Genomic DNA, 18,968 nt, shown 5'->3' with positions numbered 1-18,968 from the left:
AGCGGACCCCTGGCGATTGTGTCGCGACGGTGGTTGCTCGATACCCTTAGGGAGCACAGCACGTGCTGGACACCCACGCTCACCAGGAGATTCCCATCAGCAGCTTCGCCGACAAGACGTTCACTGCGCCGGCGCAGATCCGGAACTTCTGCATCATCGCCCACATCGACCATGGCAAATCGACGTTGGCCGACCGGATGCTGGGGATCACCGGCGTCGTCGCCGACCGCGATATGCGGGCTCAATACCTCGATCGGATGGACATCGAGCGCGAGCGCGGCATCACCATCAAGGCTCAGAACGTGCGGCTGCCGTGGCAGGTCAACGGTGAAGACTTCGTGCTGCACCTGATCGACACCCCGGGCCACGTCGACTTCACCTACGAGGTGTCCCGCGCGCTGGAGGCCTGTGAGGGCGCCGTACTGCTGGTCGACGCCGCCCAGGGCATCGAGGCGCAGACTCTGGCGAACCTGTACCTGGCGTTGGACCGGGATCTGACCATCATCCCGGTGCTGAACAAGATCGACCTGCCCGCTGCCGACCCGGAGCGCTACGCCGGTGAGATCGCCCACATCATCGGCTGCGAACCGAGCGATGTGCTGCGTGTCTCCGGTAAGACCGGCGAGGGCGTGGCCGAACTTCTCGACGAGGTGGTGCGACTGATCCCGGCGCCGGTCGGCGACGCCGACGCGCCCGCGCGGGCGATGATCTTCGACTCGGTCTATGACATCTACCGCGGTGTGGTCACCTACGTCCGGGTGGTGGACGGCAAGCTCAACCCGCGCGAGAAGATCAAAATGATGTCCACCGGGGCGACGCACGAGTTGCTCGAGGTCGGCATCGTCTCACCGGAGCCGAAGGCCTCGGACGGACTGGGCGTTGGTGAGGTCGGCTACCTGATCACCGGCGTGAAGGATGTTCGCCAGTCCAAGGTGGGTGACACCGTGACCTCGGCCCGCAACGGCGCCACCGAGGCGCTCACCGGATACCGCGAACCCCGGCCGATGGTGTATTCGGGCCTCTACCCGGTGGACGGTTCGGACTATCCGGTGTTGCGGGAGGCGCTGGACAAGCTGCAGCTCAACGACGCCGCGCTGACCTACGAGCCCGAGACCTCGGTGGCGCTGGGCTTCGGGTTCCGCTGCGGCTTCCTGGGTCTGTTGCACATGGAGATCACCCGGGAGCGCCTGGAACGCGAGTTCAACCTGGACCTGATCTCGACCTCACCCAACGTCGTGTACCGGGTGATCAAGGACGACAACTCCGAGATGGTCGTCACCAATCCGTCGGATTGGCCAGAAGGCAAGGTGCGCAGCGTCTTTGAGCCGGTGGTGAAGACCACGGTGATCGCGCCGAGCGAGTTCATCGGCACCATCATGGAGCTCTGTCAGCAGCGTCGCGGTGAGCTCGGCGGCATGGACTACCTGTCGCCCGAGCGCGTCGAGCTGCGTTACACCATGCCGCTGGGCGAGATCATCTTCGACTTCTTCGACTCGCTGAAGTCCCGTACCCGCGGCTACGCCAGCCTCGATTACGAGGAGGCCGGTGAGCAGGAGGCCGATCTGGTCAAGGTCGACATCCTGCTGCAGGGCGAGGCGGTGGACGCGTTCAGCGCCATCGTGCACAAGGATTCGGCGTCCGCCTACGGCAACAAGATGACCACCAAGCTCAAAGAGCTCATCCCTCGCCAGCAGTTCGAGGTGCCGGTCCAGGCTGCGATCGGATCGAAAATCATTGCCCGCGAGAACATCCGGGCGATCCGCAAGGACGTGTTGTCCAAGTGCTACGGCGGTGACATCACCCGTAAGCGCAAGCTGCTGGAGAAGCAGAAAGAGGGCAAGAAGCGCATGAAGACCATCGGTCGCGTGGAGGTTCCTCAGGAGGCGTTCGTCGCGGCGCTGTCCACCGACGCGGCCTCGGACAAACCAAAGAAATGACCGTCCCGGGCTGGGCCCGGCTGTACGCCACCGGGGTCGTGGCGGCGGCGGTGTTGGCGTTGTCGCTCGTGCTGTCGGGTTGTGTGAGCACTGTCGCCGGTGTGGCGTCGCGTGCCCCTGATGAGCCGAGGTGGGAGCCGATGCTGATCGAAGCCGACCTCGATGGCCTACTGCTGGGTGTCGATGACCTCAACGACATCGTCGGGTCGTCGGATCTGCAGGTGAGCTTCGATTCCAGTACCTTGAACGACAATTCGGAAGCGGTATCGGATCGGGATTGTCTTGCCGCCGCGTTCGGTGCTCAGGAGCTTGTTTATCAGGACAGCGGGTGGACGGCCGTGCGCGACCAGATCGTGCGCGAGCCTGGCGAGGGCAACCCGCATTGGATCGAACAGGTCGTGGTGCTCCATTCCTCGGCCGAACAGGCCCAGGCATTCGTGAAGCACTCCCAGGCGATCTGGGAGAGCTGTGCGGGAACGATTGTCGCCTTTGACTCCGAGGACATACCCCAGCTCTGGTCGGTCAGCGAAGTCACTGCAGAGGATTCCTCGATAAGCCAGATGTCGACCCCCGAGGACAGTCCCAGCGGAGGATGCCACCACGTGCTGTCGGCGGCGTCCAATGTGGTCGTCGAGGCGTGGGTCTGTGGTGACGACATAGACCAGCAGGCAATCGAGGTCGTCGAGGAGATCGTCGCCCACGTCCGCAGCAAGTAGGCTCGGATTTCTTCGCGCTGAGTGCAACTCTCGGCGCGGGCCGACCGCGACCGTAGTGTCGGCGCAGTGTCCAGAGAGCTGCATCTGCTGGCCTTCGGCAATACCCGGTCTACCGGGCCGTGGCGGCATCCCGATATCGACAACAGCACCGCCGGGGTACGCCGGCGGCTGATCAGCTATGCGCAGACCGCCGAGGCCGGCACGTTCGACGCGCTGTTCTTCGCCGACGGCCTGAACTACGGCCCGCCGGCGACGTGGCCGTACAAGATCACCGAAGACTTCGAACCGCTCACCGCGACGGCCGCGCTGTCCTCGGTGACCGACCGGATCGGGCTGGTGGTCACCGGATCGGCCACGCTGGCCCATCCGTATCACCTTGCCCGCCAGTTGCTTTCACTCGATCACCTCAGCGGCGGCCGGGCCGGCTGGAATCTGGTGACCAGCTTCGCGCAGGCCGCCGCCGACAACTTCAGCGCCCGCGGTGTGGTGGCCCACGACGAGCGCTACCGGATTGCCGAGGAAGCGCTCGCGGTGGTGCGCAAGCTGTGGGACGGCTGGGGCGAGGACACCATCGTCGAAGACCGCGCTGCGGGGATATTCAACGACGTCACCAGAATTCAACCGACCGATCACCACGGGCGCTACTTCGACGTGGCCGGTCCGCTGGGTGCGGCCCGGTCGGCGCAGGGGCAGCCGGTGATCTTCCAGGCCGGATCATCGGAAACCGGAAGGGGTTTCGCGGGCCGGCACGCCGAGGTGATCTTCACCAGTCACGGCAACCGGGCGCGGGCGCAGGAGTTCTACACCCAGATCCACGAGGAGTCACGGCGGTCGGGACGAGCGAGGCCGCCGCTGATCACCCCGTCGCTGCGGTATCTCGTCGGCTCCACCGAGGAAGAAGCCCGGCACGCGCAGCAGCAGGAGTACGAGTACTTCAGCCCGCAGTACCAAGCCGGTTGGCTGCTCGAGGTCGACGTGGACGTCACCGGTGCGGACCTGGACGGTCCGGTTCCGGAGTCAGCCTTTCCGGTGCACACCGAGACCCACCAGACCGCGTTGGCCGGCTACCGGCTGCTGGCCACCGACGGAAACCCGACGGTGCGAGAGTTCCTGTACCGCACGGTCAACGGTTGGGGCGCGGCGGTCGTGGGCACGCCCGAGCAGATCGCCGACGAGATCGAGCAGTGGTTCACCACCGGTGCCGCCGACGGGTTCGTGCTTCGGGATTCCGGGCTACCCGGCCAGCACGAGATTTTCGTCGAGCAGGTGGTGCCGGTGCTGCGCAAGCGCGGGCTGTTCCGCCACGAATACGCCGGCACCACACTGCGGTCCCATCTGGGGCTGGACATACCGCGACGGGAGCTGTCATGACCGAACCGTATGTGCTGTCGGCGTTCACCATGTCGACGGTGTCGCACGGCAATTTCGGGCTGTGGCGCCACCCGCAGGACCGCACGGCCGACTACACCGATGTCCGGTATTGGGTGGAACTGGCGAAGCTGCTCGACGACGGCGGATTCGACGTGCTGTTCATCGCCGATGCGGTCGGGCAACTCGACGTGTTCGGCGGTGACGCCAGTGCCGCACTCGCGCGGGCCGTGCAGACGCCGGTGACCGATCCGCTGTTGGCGGTATCGGCGATGGCCGCGGCGACCCAGCGCCTGGGATTCGGCATCACGGTGTCCACCACCTACGAGAGTCCGTACCTGTTGGCCCGCAAGTTCAGCACCCTGGACCACCTCACCGGCGGCCGGATCGGCTGGAACATCGTCACCTCTCTGCTCGACAGCGCGGCGCGCAACATCATCGGCCGCGACCGGCAGATCCCGCACGACGAGCGTTACGCGATGGCACAGGAATTCGTGGAAGTGACCTACAAGCTCTGGGAAGGTTCGTGGGAGCCGGGCGCGGTGCTGCGCGACGCCGAGCGCGGGGTGTACACCGACCCGGCGAAGGTCCATGGCATCGGCCACCACGGCCGGTACTTCACCGTGCCCGGGGCACACCTGGTCGAACCGTCGCCGCAACGCACCCCGGTGCTGTTCCAGGCGGGTACGTCACCGGCCGGCCGGGAGTTCGCCTCCCGCAACGCAGAACTGGTGTTCGTCAGCGATCCGCGGCCCGAGGTCCTGCGCAACCACATCGAGGACATCCGGCGCCGGGCGGTCGGGCACGGCCGCGACCCACAATCGCTGAAGTTCATCACCTCGGTCGAGATTGTCACGGACAGTACCGATTCCGCGGCCCAGGCCAAGGCGCGCGAGCTCGCCGACTTCCACGACCTGGAGGGCGGGCTGGTGCTTTTGTCGGCACTGTCCGGTGTGGACTGGTCGACGTATGGGGTGGACCGCCCGATCGGACAGTTCGACACCGACGCCAGCCGGTCGATCTTGGCCGCGGTCACCGATTCCGGCGTCCGTGAGCGCCTGACGTTGCGGGACTACGTCGGGGGACTCGGCGGGTTCGGCGGCGAGTTGTTCGTCGGGTCGGCCACCACGGTGGCCGATGCCCTGGACGCGTATGCGCACCGGACCGGGGTGGACGGGTTCAACATCGCCTATCACCTCACGCCCGGCAGTTTCGCCGACGTGGCGGAGTACCTGATCCCGGAGCTGCGCCGGCGTGGCCGCGCCCGCGAGGCTTCCGATCCGACCACGTTGCGGCAGAAGCTGTTCGGCGGCGACGACGGTTTACTGGCTGCCGGGCACCCGGCCGCCGCATTTCGCAGGAATTCCGTTCATTCGCAATAGAATCCCGCCGATTCCATAGCTGACGGCGCGAATCCGATTGCGGCAGTGTGGCACTACATACCGACATATCAACCACCCGTACCGGTTCCCGGACGGGAGGCGTCGCGGTCCAGAAAGGGACATTGCCGTGACTACTACAGACGATCCGAAGACGACGGCTACCGGCCGCACCCTGATTTCGGCGGAATCGACCGGGCTGGAATCAGGGGCGCTGGGCCCGTGGGGGGTGTTCGCCCAGGGCCTGGCGGCCGCCGCACCCAGCGTGGCCCTGGCCGTGGTGCCGTTCTCGCTATTCGTGGCGGCGGGCAAGGGCGCGGCGTGGGCGGCGGTGATCGGTCTGTCCATCGTGGTGCTGGTCGCCATCACGATCAGTTTCCAGGCCAAGCGCACCGTGTCCTCCGGATCGCTGGGCACCTACACGGGTAACGGTCTGGGACCTGGCTTCGCTTTCGCCGCCGGGTTCAGCCTGCTGTTCGGTTACATCGGTTTCGCCACCACCGGAACCCTCGGCGGCGTGCTGTACCTCGATGCGTTCCTGGAGTCGATCGGCCTTGGCTCCCAGGCAGTCTGGTTCCGCCTGCTGCTGGTGATCGTGGTGGTCGGGGTCGCGGTGTACCTGCCGTACCGGGGAGTTTCACTGGCCGCGAAGTACGAACTGGCCTTCGAGTTGCTCGCCATCGCGTCGATCCTGGTGATCATCGTGGCCTCCTACATCGGTTACGGGTTCCGCATCGACTGGGAGCAGTGGAACCCCCAGCACCTCGGCTCCAGTGCCACGTTCATCGCGGCGGTCACCGCCGTGGGTTCCTATGCCGGTTTTGAGAGTGTCGCCTCGCTCGGGGCCGAGGCCAAGGACGCCCACCGCAACATCGCCAGATCCCTGCTGCGCGTGGTGATCCTGATCGGCGCCCTGTACATCTTCGCGACATACCCCCAGATCCTGCACTTCGGCGAGATCGACGGTGACAAGGCGGTGCTGCCGCAGCTCGCCACCAGTGTCGGGGTGGAGTGGGTGAACCAGATCGTCAGCGGTGCTGTCGCGATCGCATTCATCGTGTTCGTCACCGCGGTCACCACCGCCGCCGCGCGCTCGCTGTTCACCTTCGCCCACGAAGGCGCGCTGCCGCAGGTGTTCACCAAGGTGCACCCGACCTACAAGACGCCGTGGGCCGGTGTGGTGTTCGTCGGGATCCTGGCCCTCGCGTTCTCGATCACGGCCACGTTCAGCTCCGCGGGCCGGCTGGTGTTCGACGTCTACGGCGGCTACGTGGCCAACTGGGGCTTCCTGGTGAGCTATCTGCTGGTGGTCATCGCCACGCCGATCTGGCTGCGCAAGATCGGCGCCCTGACGCCGCAGCGACTCGCCGTGGCGGTCGCGGCCGCCATCGGCCTGGGGTACGTGATCGTCAGCAACTTCTACCCGGTGCCTGAGTTCCCGTTCAACATCCTGCCTTTCGTGTTCGGCGCCATCCTGCTGGCCGGACTGTCCTGGTACTGGTACCTCAAGCGGACCCGACCCGAGGTGGCCAAGCGCATCGGCACCATCCAGAGCATCTCGGATGAGGAACAGCAGCGGCTGCTCGATGCGGGTGTGACGCCGTGACGCTGACCCAGGACGCGTTGACTGCGGCGTCGGACGTGACCGGTTGGACCGTCGCCGAGGTAACCCCACGACACCACCCGCTGATCGCCGACTTCCTGGCCACCACGCCGGGGCTCGGCGGTCGCAAGTTCGCCGCCGATTCCCGCGATATCGCAGAACAACTCGGCGGTGTGTACCCCGGCTCGGCCGTCGTTCTCCTCGATGAGGCCGGCGCGGTGGCCGGATACGCAGCCCTGCACCGGCCGGACGGCGCTGAACCGGAGGTGTTGGGGAACTTCGTATTCGGTCCCCATGCCCCGACGGAGGCGGTGCGGGCGATCGTCGGCGACAGTGTCGAACGGTTCGGCCGGGTGGCCGTGCCCGGCGAGTACCTGCGGGTTTTCATCGGTGCCGATCAGGACGTGGCGATCGATGCGCTGGCTACCCGCGGAGCCCACCGGGAACGCCAATTCGCCAGCACCCGAAAGTCATTGCGTAACGAGGACGCCGTCGCTCTGGCCAATGCCCGGATCGAGTCGATCACGATCCTGTCGTGGCCCGAGGTCGTGGCGGAAGGTCTCACCGAACAGGTCAGGCAGGTGCAATTCGACACGTTCCGCGAGCATTTCGGGAACATGTCGAAAACCCCGCAGCGCTGGGAACATCATCTGGCCAGCCGGGCATTCACCCCGGATTTCAGCCTGGCCGCCGTGGATGACGGCGGTGTGGTGGTCGGCTATGTGCTGGGTTCCACCTACACCTCGGGAACCGGTGCGGACGAGATCCGCAGCGCCCACACCGACTACATCGGTGTGCGCGCGGACCGCCGCAAGGCCGGAACCGCGGAGCTGCTGCTGCGCAAGCTCTGGCTGGCGGCGCTGCGGCGGGGTTTCACCCATGCCTCGTTGGGCACCGACATCGCCAATGTCAGCAATGCCCATCTGCTCTATGCCCGGTTGGGGTATCGCACTGTCCGCGACGAGTACGCGTACCGGATCGACGCCGAGGAGAACGCTTAAATGTCCACCGAAACCACATATCTGAAGCGCCCCACAGGTTATGACGCCGAATTGCGCTCGGTGTTCGGGCCGATCTTCGAGCAGATCGCCGAGGGGAATCGGCAGCGCGAGGCCGACCGGGTGTTCCCGCACGAGCAGGTGCGCTGGCTGAGTGACGCCGGATTCGGCACCTTGCGGATCTCGGCAGAACAGGGCGGTTTCGGTGCGTCGCTGGAGCAGACCTTCCTGCTGCTGGCGGACCTGGGGGAGGCCGATCCCAACGTCGCCCACATCTGGCGCAACCATCTGGCCTTCGTCGAGGACCGGCTCAATGCGCCGGCGTCGGAGGACAACACCACCTGGATCAAGCGGTTTCTGGCCGGCGAGTTCGTCGGCGGTGGCTGGACCGAGGCCAACAATCTGACCCTGGCCAATCTGGCTACGACGGTGACCGAGGGGGACGGGCACTGGTTGGTCTCCGGCTCGAAATACTATGCGACCGGCAGTCTTTACGCCGACTGGCTCGATGTTCTCGGGCGCGGTGAGGACGGCGAGCTGTGGACGGCTCTGGTGCGTGCCGATGATCCCGGCGTCACTCTCATCGACGACTGGCGCGGGTTCGGCCAGCGCACGACGGGCAGCGGTTCGGCCCGCTACGAGCGGGCCCGGGCCGAGCGCGGCAACGTGTTCCCGGCGACCGAACGCTTCACCTACCAGGCGCACTTCTACCAGATCGCCATGCTCGCGGTGCTGACCGGAATCATCAGGGCGGCACAGCGGGACGGCTCGGCCGCGTTGACGGCCCGGCAGCGCAATTACCCGCAGGGGCTGGCCGAGGTGCCGGCCGCGGATCCGCAGTTGCTGCAGGTGATCGGCGAGGTGTCGGCGGAGGCGTTCGGCGCGACGGCCGCACTGGGGCAGAGCGCACGCAGCCTGGATCGGATCGTGGCCGGCCGGCTCGCGGGCAGTGATGGCCAGGCCCGCCAGTTGCTCGTCGACGCCGAGGTGGCCGTCACCCAGGCGCAGTTGGTGATCGTGGCCGCGGCGCTGCGGGCCACCACGCGGGTGTTCGATGCGCTCGGCGCCTCGGGCGTCTCCGAAGAGCTTGGCCTGGACCGGCATTGGCGCAACGCCCGCACGCTGGCTTCGCACAATCCGGTGGTCTACAAGGCGCGCATCCTCGGTGACTGGTTCATCAACGACAAGGATCCGGTGGCCGACCTGGTGTCACGGGGGCGCGGCGGGCAGGGCAACTGAGCCCGCCGGGGTCAGGCGACCTGTAGCACCGCCTTGCCGGCGACCTTGCGGCCCAACAACGCCAGGGCGGCGTCGGCGGTGTTCTCCCACGAGTCCCGCAGGCCGATCTGCGGATCGAGTTCACCATCGGCCAACAGGGTCAGTAGGTAATGCAGATCGGCCTGGAAGGGTGCGCGGACGGTGAACGGCTCCAACCGTTTCCGGTTGCCGATGCGGCGCTCCTGCTCGAAGTTGATCGTGGTGGGCTCGTTGGAGGCCATCCCGATGGACTGCACCGAGCCGCCGTCGGACACCAGGCTGAAGGCCTGCGCCAAGAGTCTCCCGCCGACGTTGTCGAGCACGCCGAACACCGGTTCGGTTACCGCATCGAGGCCGACCACGACTTCGGCCGCGCCGAGCTCCTCGAGCCCCTCACCCCGGGCCGGGCTGCCGACCGCGGCCACCACGTGAGCGCCGGCCCGGACGGCCAGCTGCACGGCGAATCGTCCGACGCCGCCTGAGGCGCCCGTGATGAGAACCCGTCGTCCCACCACCGGGCCGAGGGCCCGCAGTGCCTGCAGTGCCGTCACCCCGGCAACCGGCAGCGCGGCAGCCTCCTCGAACTCGACGAACTCGGGCAGCTCGGCCAGATTGTCGGTCGCGACGACGCGTCGTTCGGCCCAGCCGGCCTCGCCGCTGAATCCGACCACCCGGGCACCGACCGGGGGGCCGGAGCCGTCGGCGGCGGCCCGCACCACGACGCCCGCACTGTCCCAGCCGGGAACCTCGCCCGGGCGGCGCATCTGGTCGATGAAATGCAGCTCACCGAAGTTCAGCGCAATCGCGTGCACGTCGATCAGGGCCTGCGATTCGGCGGCCGAAGGTTCGGCGACGTCGTCGAACCGGAGATTCGCAGGAGCGTGCGGGTCATAGACGAGGGCTCGCATGAAGGGGCTAACCCCGGAGGGTGTTCCGCTATTCCCTCCCATAAGGTGGCGCACGTGAGCGAGAAGGACCGCATCCGCTGGGACGCGGCCTATGCCGATAGGGAGCCGGAAGCGGAGCCGGCGCTGCCGCAGGTGTTCAGCGGCCAGGCTGACCGGTTTCCCGTGGCAGGTTCGGCACTTGACGTCGCATGCGGAACAGGCCGGGGCGCGGTGTGGCTGGCTCAGCGCGGGCTACACGTGTGGGGCCTCGACGTGTCCGCCGTGGCGATCGCCCAGGCGAGACAGTCGGCCGTCCGCCATGGGGTGGCGGAACGCTGCCGTTTCGAGGTCGGGGATCTCGACCAGGGTCTGCCGGCCGGACCTCCGGTCGACGTGGTGCTGTGCCATCGCTTCCGCGATCCCGGGCTCTACCCGGCATTGGCCGTCCGTCTGCGACCGGGCGGCCTGCTGGCCATCTGTGTCCTGAGCGAAGTCGGCGCGGAGGTGGGTCGATTCCGCGCCGCTGCGGGCGAACTGGAGACGGCCTTTGCCGGTCTTGAGACGCTGGCCGCCTCCGAGGGTGACGGCCAGGCCTGGCTGGTCGCTCGGGCGCCCGCTACGGCGCGGCATTGACGGGCACCCGACGCGCCTGTGCGAGCAGCTCGCCCCAGGCGTTGAACGCCTCGGCGTATTCGGCCGAGGTCCCCGAACTACCGCCGGCGAGGTCGACCAAAGCCCTTGCGATGCTGCCGATTCCGATGCCGGTGCGCTGCACCACCCGCACCAGCTCGGCGAAGGCCTGATCCGGCGCGCAACCGCGCAGCGCGACCAGAACACCGATCGCCACGTCGATCTTGATGCGTGAAGTGTCGTCTGCGCGGAGGCGGTTGTAGCTCATGGTCCGAATGGTGCTCGCGCGGCGCCGCCGGATCCAGAGATCGGCGCACCGTGATTGTGTCCGCCGAGTGTCGTCGGTCGGCCACAATGGTGATATGTCCTGCCGAACCGCGATGTCAGTAGTGGCCACCGTGTCTGTGCTGACGGCGGGATGCGCACAGATGGCGGACGGGAGCGCGCTGAGAGCACAGAACTCTGTCCCTGTGGTCGACGAGACCTTCACCGATTCCGGACTCGAGGATGTCCTGATGCCGACCGGTGAAGCTGATGAGGTCATCGGTGTGACCGGACTGGAACCCATGGAATCCCGCGACACCAGCGACACGATGAACGTGAATGTCAATGAGGTGTCTGACGAGGATTGTCGCGCAGCGGTTTTCGGGGCACAGGAGGCGGTGTACGCGGGTTCAGGTTGGACTGGCGTGCGTGATCAGGTGCTGACGACGCCGCAATCCAGGCAGTCTGTGGAACAGACGGTGGTGCTGTATCCGTCGGGTGAGGCGGCTCGCAGTTTCTTCGACTCGGCGAGGCAGACCTGGCAATCCTGTAGCGGGCGCACCATCTCGATCGGTACCGGAATCGCGGAGACGCGTTGGGATATCGCTGACGTCGTCGCCGAGGAGTCGCTGTTCACCCAGTTCTCGTCTGCCCAGGAGCAGCCCGAGTGGCCATGTGATCACGCGCTCGCCGTTGCCTCGAATCTCGTATTCGAAACTTGGGCCTGCGGAGTGGGCATCAGTTACCAGGCCGCCGCCATGGCCATACAACTGGCGAACAGGGCGGCGGCCCAGTAGCTGGTCTAGGCGCTCCCCTCGGCGAACCGGCGCACCGCATCGATGAACACGTCGATCTCCTCGAAGGTGTTGTAGAACGCGAATGACGGCCGCACCGTGGCTTCCAGACCTAGACGGCGCAGGATCGGCTGGGCGCAATGATGCCCGGCCCGCACCGCAATGCCCTCGGCGTTGAGTGCCTTGCCGACTTCCAGCGGTTCATGCCCGGCCAGCACGAACGACAACACGCTGGCCTTCTCGTCGGCGGTTCCGACCAGTCGCACGCCCGGAATGGCAGCCAGTCGCGGGGTGGCGTACTCCAGCAAGGCGTGTTCGTAGGCCGCGATGCGATCGATGCCGACCCGCTCCACGTAGCGCAGTGCCTCACCGAGCCCGACCGCGTCGGCGATGTTGCCGGTGCCGGCCTCGTACTTGTTCGGCGGGCCCTGGTACAGCGACCGGTCCAGGGTGACATCGGCGATCATGTTGCCGCCGCCCTGCCACGGCGGGGTCTCGGCGAGCACGTCCTCGCGGCCGTACAGGGCGCCGATTCCGGTGGGCCCGTAGATCTTGTGGCCGGAGAACACGAAGAAGTCGGCCCCGAGTTCGGCCACGTCGATCGGGATGTGCGGGATGGACTGGGCCCCGTCGATCAGCACTCTGGCGCCGTAGCGGTGGCCGAGTTCGACGATGGTCTTGACCGGGGTCACCGTGCCCAGCGCATTGGACACCTGGGTGGCGGCAACGAGTTTCGTGCGGGGCCCGAGCAGATCCTCGAACTCACTGAGCAGCAGGTTGCCCGCGTCGTCCACCGGCGCCACCTTCAGCACTGCGCCGGTCTGCTGTGAGATCAGCTGCCACGGAACGATATTGGCATGGTGCTCGAGGTGGGTGATGACGATTTCGTCGCCCGGGCCCAGATGCTTGCCGCCCCACGCGTAGGCCACCAGATTGATCGCCTCGGTGGTGCCGCGGACGAAGATGATTTCCTCGACCTTCGATGCCCCGATGAAGCGGCGCACCGCTTCGCGCGCATCTTCGTACGCATCGGTGGCGCGGGCCGCCAGTTCGTGGGCAGCGCGGTGGATGTTGGAGTTCTCGTGCGCGTAGAAGTACGACAGCCGGTCGATGACCGACTGGGGCTTCTGGGTGGTGGCCGCGTTGTCGAACCAGATCAGCGGCTTGCCGTTGACGGTCTCACGCAGGATCGGGAAATCCGCGCGGATCGCGTTGACGTCGAAGACCTCGTGGTCATCACGCACGAACGGGACCGGCTCGGCTGCAACAGGATCGGTGGCAGGAGCCTGCAGGAAGTAGTAGCTCCCCGCATCCGCCGATGGTGCCGGCGATCCCGACCAGCCCAGATCCGGCACCGCGGGGACCGCGCCCGGCCAGGTCGGAGCCGACCCGCGTTCCTGGGGCGAGCGAAGCGACGGGGAGGGAGTGGGTGCCACCGGTGCCGGCGGGGGAGCGCTTGCCAGCACGCCGGGCACCGTCGGGACCAGACCCGTGGGGATCGCGAACGCCTCCAGGCCGCCGATGGGTGCGATAGGACTGGCCGCACCACCTCGGGGCGCGACCGGGACCACACCCGGAATACCTTCCGGCTCAGGCGTACTCGGTGCCGGTACGAAGACCTCCGGCACCGACACGAATTCGGCCGGAGTCGCCGGATGGGCCAGGCCGGCCGCAGCGGTGCCCGCTGATGACGCCGAGGTCGTATCCGGCGCCACCCCGCGCGGGGCGACCTGACTCGTCGCAGGTGGACTGTCTGGACCCGGCCGGAAGCTCGTCGCGAACAGCTGTGACGCCAGCGCGGTCAACTCGGCCGCGCTGATCGGCAGGTCACCTTCGGCGTCTACCGATCTGTACTCACTTGTACTCATGGAAGTGGTCCACTCCGACGTCCTCGAGGACCGCCAGCGCGTCGTCGGTGAGCACAGCCAGCGACGAGTACAGGGTCACCAGGTAGGACGCGATCGCCGACCGGTTGATGCCGGTGAACCGCACCGACAGGCCGGGGGCCTGCTCACCGACCAGCCCCGGCTGGAACAGGCCGACCACCCCCTGGCGCTCCTCACCGGTGCGCACCAGGATGAACTTGGTTTTGCCATCCTCGACGGGGACCTTGTCCGAGGGCACGATCGGGATGCCGCGCCAGGTGATGAACTGGGCGCCGAACAGGCTGACGACTGGCGGGGGCACGCCGCGGCGGGTGGCCTCGCGGCCGAATGCCGCCACGCCCAGTGGATTGGTCAGGAAGAACGCCGGGGTCTTCCACACCTTCGTGATCAGCGAATCCAGGTCGTCGGGGGTGGGAGTGCCGCGCAGGGTCTGGATGGTCTGCTCCGGCGTCACCTGCGACAGCAACCCGTACTCGGGGTTGTTGACCAGCTCGAACTCCTGGCGCTCCTTGATCGTCTCGATGGTCAGCCGCAGCTGCTGGGCCACCTGGTCGTGCGGGCTGGAGTACAGGTCGGACACCCGGGTGTGCACGTCGAGCAGCGTCGAGATCGAGCGCAGCGTGTACTCGCGCGGACTGGTCTCGTAGTCCACGTAGGTCTCGGGCAGCGGCTCTTCGGTACCCGCGCCTTCCTCCGAGTGGATCGCCACCCGGTCGGGGTTGACCACCCGGTTCACCCGGTAGAGGCCCGCCTCGACCGGCACCCAGCTCAGCAGATGCAGCAGAAACCGCGGGGTGATGGTGGAGAGCTGGGGAACGGTCTTGGTCGCATTCGCCAGCTGACGGGCGGCGAGATCGCCGAGTGCCTGTGATTCGTTCTGTGCGGACGTCACGGGTCCAACCTCCAACTGGTCAAAGTGGGTGTGGGCGGCAACGATACGGCCGAAACGTGTCCACGACAGTGTTTAGCGCGTGGACGATTCAAACTCGTCACCAATGTGTGAACTGGGCATTGCTGCCCACTTGCCGTATGGTGGGCCGCATGCAACAGGTCGAATCGCTGCGCGCCGCCATCGTGCGCTGCCTCGACGTGCGTTGTTGTTGTTGATTTTCTGACGCCCTCCTCTGCGTCGTCCGCCCGCTTTCTCGCGGTGCGTTGATGTGCGCGTATCCGGCCTTCAAGAAAGTCAACCCGTCATGTCTGTCCTGTCTGTAGCCGATTCCCGAGTCGAACTCCCGGCTTCCGGCCCGGTCGCCGTGCGCACGCGGATCCGTCCCCGCCGGACCGACCCGACGCCGATGACGCGTTACCGCGGTGGCACTTATTCGCACACCGTGGACACCGTGGTTTTCACCGACGGAACCTCGGCGCGCACCGACCTGATCAGGCTGAATCCAAATGTCGAGGCCTACTCGCTGGACTTCGCCGGCATCGCGCCCACCCGGCCGTCGCGGTATGAGGCCGCCACCTGGTCAGCTGTGCCCAACCTGCGCGCCCGGTCCTATGAGGCTGAGGTGGACTGGATCGTCCGCAACTCGTTTCCCACCCTCGGCACGGCTGAACTGAGCCGCCGGGTGCGGGCGGCCGGGGTGCCGCTGGGAGCGGCCAACCTGGCCGAACATGAGGCGATCGCGGCCACTCAGGCGGCCATCTGGTTGTTCACGAACGGACTGGCGCTGGACAACCGGCCGCGCAACGAACCGACGAGGGCTTACCCCGATGCCGACGCCATCGTGTTCGAGTTCGACGGGGCCCCCCAGTTGGGCGGCTACACGGTCGAATTGGAATCGACCGCCGCGGTGTCGTTGGTGCTGCAGAAGTCGCACGACGGCGAGCGGTGGGAGGACGTGGCGGCCTCGGGACTCAATGTCGCCGCGGGCCGTGGCACACATCGCAGGACCCTCGGGGTCGGCAGCACCGTGTCCTCGACCCGGCCCGGCCGTGGCCCCCAGGGCTACCGGTACTACCGGCTGGCCGTCCTGGCTGACCGTGACGCGCTGGTTCGGTTCACCGATATTCGGTTCTGGCTCAACGGATCTGGCGTGTATGCCAACTCCGACCGCGTCGTGCACCTGTACAACTACCTGACTGCCGGGGCCCGGGCGGCCCGGCGCGCCACGACACCTACCGCATTGTCGGCCGACGACGCGGTGGTCGAGGCCGGGCTGATCGGGCCGTTCCGGTTGCGGGCCACCGACAGTGCGGCGCTCGCGGTGTCGCACGGGTCGGTCGTCGATCCCGCCGGTCGGGAATTGAGCGGCGCGGTGCAACCCGGTGACGAGTTCTTTCTGCGGGTGCCCCCGGGCGTCGGTCAGCTCACGGTGACCGTGCGCGTCCCGGCCACCCCGGCCGGCTTCGGCGGCCGCGTGATCACCGGAGTCGCCCAGGGCGGTACGAGCGGACTCACCCCGGTGGTCCTGGTGACCCCGGCCCAGTTGGAGGTCGAGTTCGATGTCCAGTTTGACGCCGCCTGGGCGGATCCGCTGACCCGAACCGCCTAGCTGTCGTGACCCGGGAGGTTGTTGACGGCGTGCCTGCTTGAAAGTGGGAGGACCTCCTGACGGAGTGGATGTGTCTGGCATTCACCCGTAGGAGGTTCGCCGCCTGACAACAACGTGTCAGGTCACGACATTTAGACGTCGCCGACTGCGGCCCGGTTCCCTCACATGGCGGCCGCGGCCGTCGTCGCGAATGGTGAGCCACCACATGCCATCCTGGCGGTCGGTCGTGATCGTGATGGACCGGTGGCAGCGCAAACCCGTTCTCGTGTAGGCCCGCGTCGGACGCGCAATAGCGCTGGGCGCCATCCCGGTCCTATGGCTTCTCGGCGCATTGCCGATCTGGATGGTGGTCATCGCGCTCCTGACGTTTGGGCGTTCTCCGTCTTCGGGGTCGCCGCGACCCAGTGACTGCTTCTCTGCCTGGTTCCGCGCACACCTGGTCCGAGCCAACGCAAGCCTCGATGAAACAGACGCTGCTGCAGCGACACTGGGCCTCTTGGCAGTCTCAACCCATATCTGGTTTCTCGCCCCGGAGCGCCCACACCGCACGGATCGCGTCGTCATCATGGTGAGCCGCCTACCAGCAGATATCCGCTATTACGTAATTATGTACTACCGTCACTTGTGTGGAGAGCTTCGAAGAACGGTTCGCACGCATCGAGCAACGTCTCGCCGTCATCGAGGAGCGCGTCGTTGTGGAGCGCGTCGCCGACGGGTCCGCCAGGGAGGAGGAGCGCACCCGACCGGGTGCGCTCGCAGCGCTGGAGGACCTCAAATCGCGACTCGACCCGCCCGGCGGTGTGACCTATGCCGGCTGGATCGAACGCGGCGGGCAGCCGTTGCAGTGGCAGTTCGGTCACACCCTCACTGACCTCGAGGAGAATGACTGGACGTCTCTTGCAGAGCGGTTCGATGCGCTAGGCAACCCCGTACGACTGAAGCTGCTCCAGTTGGTGTGGGCAGGCCATGAGACCGTGGCCGATCTCACCGGGCAGGAGGGGATCGGCACGACCGGACAGGTCTACCACCACCTCAACGCGTTGGTCGCCGTTGGTTGGCTGATCCAGAGCACACGAGGTCGGTACACGGTGCCGGCAGATCGGGTGGTACCGCTACTCGTGATCCTCTCCGCGGCGCGGGGTATCGCATGAGACTGCCGCCGCGCACGTGTGCCGCCGCCCTCGGCGCGATGATCGTCCTCGCGGTGGGAATCGTCAGCCGTCCCACCCCGCCCACACTCGGTCCGGCCACTGGCGACCCCGAACTCATCGCCCGGGTTGCACCTCTCCTGCACGGGCTGCGCGACCGCGTTAGCGTCGTGTACATCCGCGACCGTGCATTGACAGAGGCACACTTCGGCGCCGATTCGAACACCGTCTACGAGATCGGATCGATCACGAAGACCATGACCTCTCTGGTCTTTGCAGAAGCCGTGGAGGCGGGTGAGCTGACACCCGACACCCCGCTGGGGAGCCTGCTCGACCTGGGCGGCAGTGCGGTAGCCGACGTAACGCTCGAGGAACTTGCCAGCCACCGGTCGGGCCTGCCGCGGATCGCCAACCGGCCGCGAGATCTGGCCGGCGCCAGTCTTGCCGTGCTGCGGCACCGCAATCCCTACACAGCCGACGCCGCGACGCTGCTCACCCAGGCGCGCTCAGCGAATCTCTCTGGGCGCGGCTCCTTTTCGTATTCGAACCTGGGCGTAGCCCTGCTCGGCGAGGCGCTCGCCGAGCACGCCAGGACCAACTACCCGGCAATGCTCGACCGCCACCTGTTCCAACCGCTCGGGATGACACGCTCCTTCACCCCACTCTCCGCATCAGAGTTGTCCTCGGATGCGCCGACCGGTTGGAGCGCGAAAGGCCAACCCGAGCAGGCGTGGCCCCTGAACGCGTACGCGCCCGCCGGCGGGGTGCGCTCGACACCGGCGGACATGGCGCGTTACGCACAGGCCCTGCTCGACCGCCGCGCACCGGGCCTCAGTGCGCTCGACCCACGCTGGGAGGTGGGCAATGACATCCGGGTGGGCCGCGCATGGTTCACTCACCGGATCGGCGACGTGGACCTCACTTGGCACAACGGCGGCACAGCAGGGTTCTCCAGCATGCTCGCTCTCGACCGCGAGCACGCCGCGGCGGTGGTCGTCCTGGCGAACAGTGCCGTCGGCGTAGATGAGATCGCCATCCGCATCCTGGTCGACGCGGCATGACAGATACCGTCACCGTGGTGGTAAACCTCGCCGTAGCGGCCTCGTTGCTGGCGATCCCCGCGGCATACACCCTCACCGCCTGGCGCGAACGCGCGCGCGAACAGAGAAACCGACGCGGCACCGATGACCGGTTGACTGTGCTTACGACGAGCAGCGCCGCCGTCGCCGTCCTGGCGCTGGCGCGCGCCCAGGCCGACTGGAGTCAGTTGCCCGTAGCAATCTGGATCGGCGCCGTGGCCACCCTTGCGCTCGGGGCCGCCGGCAGGATTCGGCGGCTGCCGGATCTGCCCTGGGTCGCACGGCGTTCCAGCTGGCGGCTTGCCAAAATTACGATAACCGCTGTGATTTCGATTGCACTCCTCGCGCTGACCGTAAGCTGAGCCGTCTCCTAGTGACTAGCGGGCAGCGACGATGGTAACGCCGCCAGGCTCCCATCTAGCTGTGGCCCAACAGGATTCGGAATGCCGGGCCAGGATGGCGAATGCGTGCGCCTGACAACAACGTGTCAGGTCACGACAGCTAGCCGCCCACATCTGTAG

The 18,968-nt window shown here is 66.9% G+C and carries 17 protein-coding genes; 13 read left to right on the top strand and 4 right to left on the bottom strand.

The annotated features are described in order from the left end of the window. Window positions 1–62 precede the first annotated feature (62 nt). The 7 genes from lepA to EYZ64_RS20680 all read left to right on the top strand — a co-directional run bounded on the left by lepA (window position 63) and on the right by EYZ64_RS20680 (window position 9,240). Window positions 63–1,937 (top strand): translation elongation factor 4, encoded by a 1,875-nt coding sequence (gene lepA / locus EYZ64_RS20710; RefSeq protein WP_044522964.1) that lies wholly within the window; start codon window positions 63–65, stop codon window positions 1,935–1,937. Further along, the gene (locus EYZ64_RS20705; protein WP_135456255.1) at window positions 1,934–2,653 is read left to right on the top strand and encodes a sensor domain-containing protein; all 720 of its coding nucleotides are present in this window, start codon (window positions 1,934–1,936) and stop codon (window positions 2,651–2,653) included. Before lepA ends, EYZ64_RS20705 begins: the two co-directional genes overlap by 4 nt. A 66-nt stretch (window positions 2,654–2,719) precedes the next feature. Then, window positions 2,720–4,024 (top strand): NtaA/DmoA family FMN-dependent monooxygenase, encoded by a 1,305-nt coding sequence (locus EYZ64_RS20700; protein ID WP_135456253.1) that lies wholly within the window; start codon window positions 2,720–2,722, stop codon window positions 4,022–4,024. Next, complete coding sequence (locus tag EYZ64_RS20695) at window positions 4,021–5,403, top strand: LLM class flavin-dependent oxidoreductase (protein WP_135456251.1); 1,383 nt, start codon at window positions 4,021–4,023, stop codon at window positions 5,401–5,403. Before EYZ64_RS20700 ends, EYZ64_RS20695 begins: the two co-directional genes overlap by 4 nt. Window positions 5,404–5,530: 127 nt before the next feature. Then, window positions 5,531–7,006, top strand: coding sequence for an APC family permease (locus EYZ64_RS20690; RefSeq protein WP_135456249.1), 1,476 nt, complete (start codon window positions 5,531–5,533; stop codon window positions 7,004–7,006). Further along, the gene (locus EYZ64_RS20685) at window positions 7,003–8,004 is read left to right on the top strand and encodes a GNAT family N-acetyltransferase (protein ID WP_135456247.1); all 1,002 of its coding nucleotides are present in this window, start codon (window positions 7,003–7,005) and stop codon (window positions 8,002–8,004) included. Before EYZ64_RS20690 ends, EYZ64_RS20685 begins: the two co-directional genes overlap by 4 nt. After that, window positions 8,005–9,240 carry an acyl-CoA dehydrogenase family protein gene (locus tag EYZ64_RS20680; RefSeq protein WP_135456244.1) on the top strand — a complete coding sequence of 412 codons (1,236 nt, stop codon included), beginning with the start codon at window positions 8,005–8,007 and terminating at the stop codon, window positions 9,238–9,240. Between the two features lie 11 nt (window positions 9,241–9,251). Here the strand turns inward: EYZ64_RS20680 and EYZ64_RS20675 are convergent, their stop codons facing one another. Then, window positions 9,252–10,166, bottom strand: a complete 915-nt coding sequence (locus EYZ64_RS20675) for a zinc-binding dehydrogenase (RefSeq protein WP_135456242.1) — start codon at window positions 10,164–10,166, stop codon at window positions 9,252–9,254. Between the two features lie 54 nt (window positions 10,167–10,220). On the opposite strand from EYZ64_RS20675, the gene EYZ64_RS20670 reads away from it, so the two are divergent. After that, window positions 10,221–10,778 carry a class I SAM-dependent methyltransferase gene (locus EYZ64_RS20670; RefSeq protein ID WP_135456240.1) on the top strand — a complete coding sequence of 186 codons (558 nt, stop codon included), beginning with the start codon at window positions 10,221–10,223 and terminating at the stop codon, window positions 10,776–10,778. Here EYZ64_RS20670 and EYZ64_RS20665 read toward each other — a convergent pair. Continuing rightward, entirely contained in the window at window positions 10,762–11,043 is a 282-nt protein-coding gene (locus tag EYZ64_RS20665; protein ID WP_135456238.1) for an ANTAR domain-containing protein, read from the bottom strand. The genes EYZ64_RS20670 and EYZ64_RS20665 overlap by 17 nt on opposite strands. 202 nt (window positions 11,044–11,245) lie before the next feature. Here EYZ64_RS20665 and EYZ64_RS20660 point away from each other — a divergent pair, with 202 nt between their 5' ends. Then, window positions 11,246–11,836 (top strand): sensor domain-containing protein, encoded by a 591-nt coding sequence (locus EYZ64_RS20660; RefSeq protein ID WP_167857902.1) that lies wholly within the window; start codon window positions 11,246–11,248, stop codon window positions 11,834–11,836. Window positions 11,837–11,841: 5 nt separating this feature from the next. On the opposite strand, the gene EYZ64_RS20655 is transcribed toward EYZ64_RS20660, so the two are convergent. Beyond that, window positions 11,842–13,701: a family 2A encapsulin nanocompartment cargo protein cysteine desulfurase gene (locus EYZ64_RS20655; RefSeq protein WP_167857901.1), complete on the bottom strand. Its 1,860-nt coding sequence runs from the start codon at window positions 13,699–13,701 to the stop codon at window positions 11,842–11,844. Continuing rightward, complete coding sequence (locus EYZ64_RS20650) at window positions 13,688–14,611, bottom strand: family 2A encapsulin nanocompartment shell protein (RefSeq protein ID WP_135456235.1); 924 nt, start codon at window positions 14,609–14,611, stop codon at window positions 13,688–13,690. Before EYZ64_RS20650 ends, EYZ64_RS20655 begins: the two co-directional genes overlap by 14 nt. A gap of 304 nt (window positions 14,612–14,915) precedes the next feature. Here EYZ64_RS20650 and EYZ64_RS20645 point away from each other — a divergent pair, with 304 nt between their 5' ends. The 4 genes from EYZ64_RS20645 (at window position 14,916) to EYZ64_RS20630 (ending at window position 18,809) form a co-directional block, all read left to right on the top strand. Next, window positions 14,916–16,220, top strand: a complete 1,305-nt coding sequence (locus EYZ64_RS20645) for a thioester domain-containing protein (RefSeq protein WP_135456234.1) — start codon at window positions 14,916–14,918, stop codon at window positions 16,218–16,220. A gap of 626 nt (window positions 16,221–16,846) precedes the next feature. Further along, entirely contained in the window at window positions 16,847–17,371 is a 525-nt protein-coding gene (locus EYZ64_RS20640) for an ArsR/SmtB family transcription factor (RefSeq protein ID WP_210115543.1), read from the top strand. Continuing rightward, the gene (locus EYZ64_RS20635) at window positions 17,368–18,429 is read left to right on the top strand and encodes a serine hydrolase domain-containing protein (protein WP_135456231.1); all 1,062 of its coding nucleotides are present in this window, start codon (window positions 17,368–17,370) and stop codon (window positions 18,427–18,429) included. Before EYZ64_RS20640 ends, EYZ64_RS20635 begins: the two co-directional genes overlap by 4 nt. Continuing rightward, complete coding sequence (locus EYZ64_RS20630) at window positions 18,426–18,809, top strand: hypothetical protein (RefSeq protein ID WP_135456229.1); 384 nt, start codon at window positions 18,426–18,428, stop codon at window positions 18,807–18,809. Before EYZ64_RS20635 ends, EYZ64_RS20630 begins: the two co-directional genes overlap by 4 nt. Window positions 18,810–18,968: the final 159 nt, after the last annotated feature.

The organism is Mycobacterium sp. DL99 (assembly GCF_004762045.1).
Taxonomy (GTDB): domain Bacteria; phylum Actinomycetota; class Actinomycetes; order Mycobacteriales; family Mycobacteriaceae; genus Mycobacterium.
This window is presented reverse-complemented; position numbering and strand designations above follow the sequence as displayed.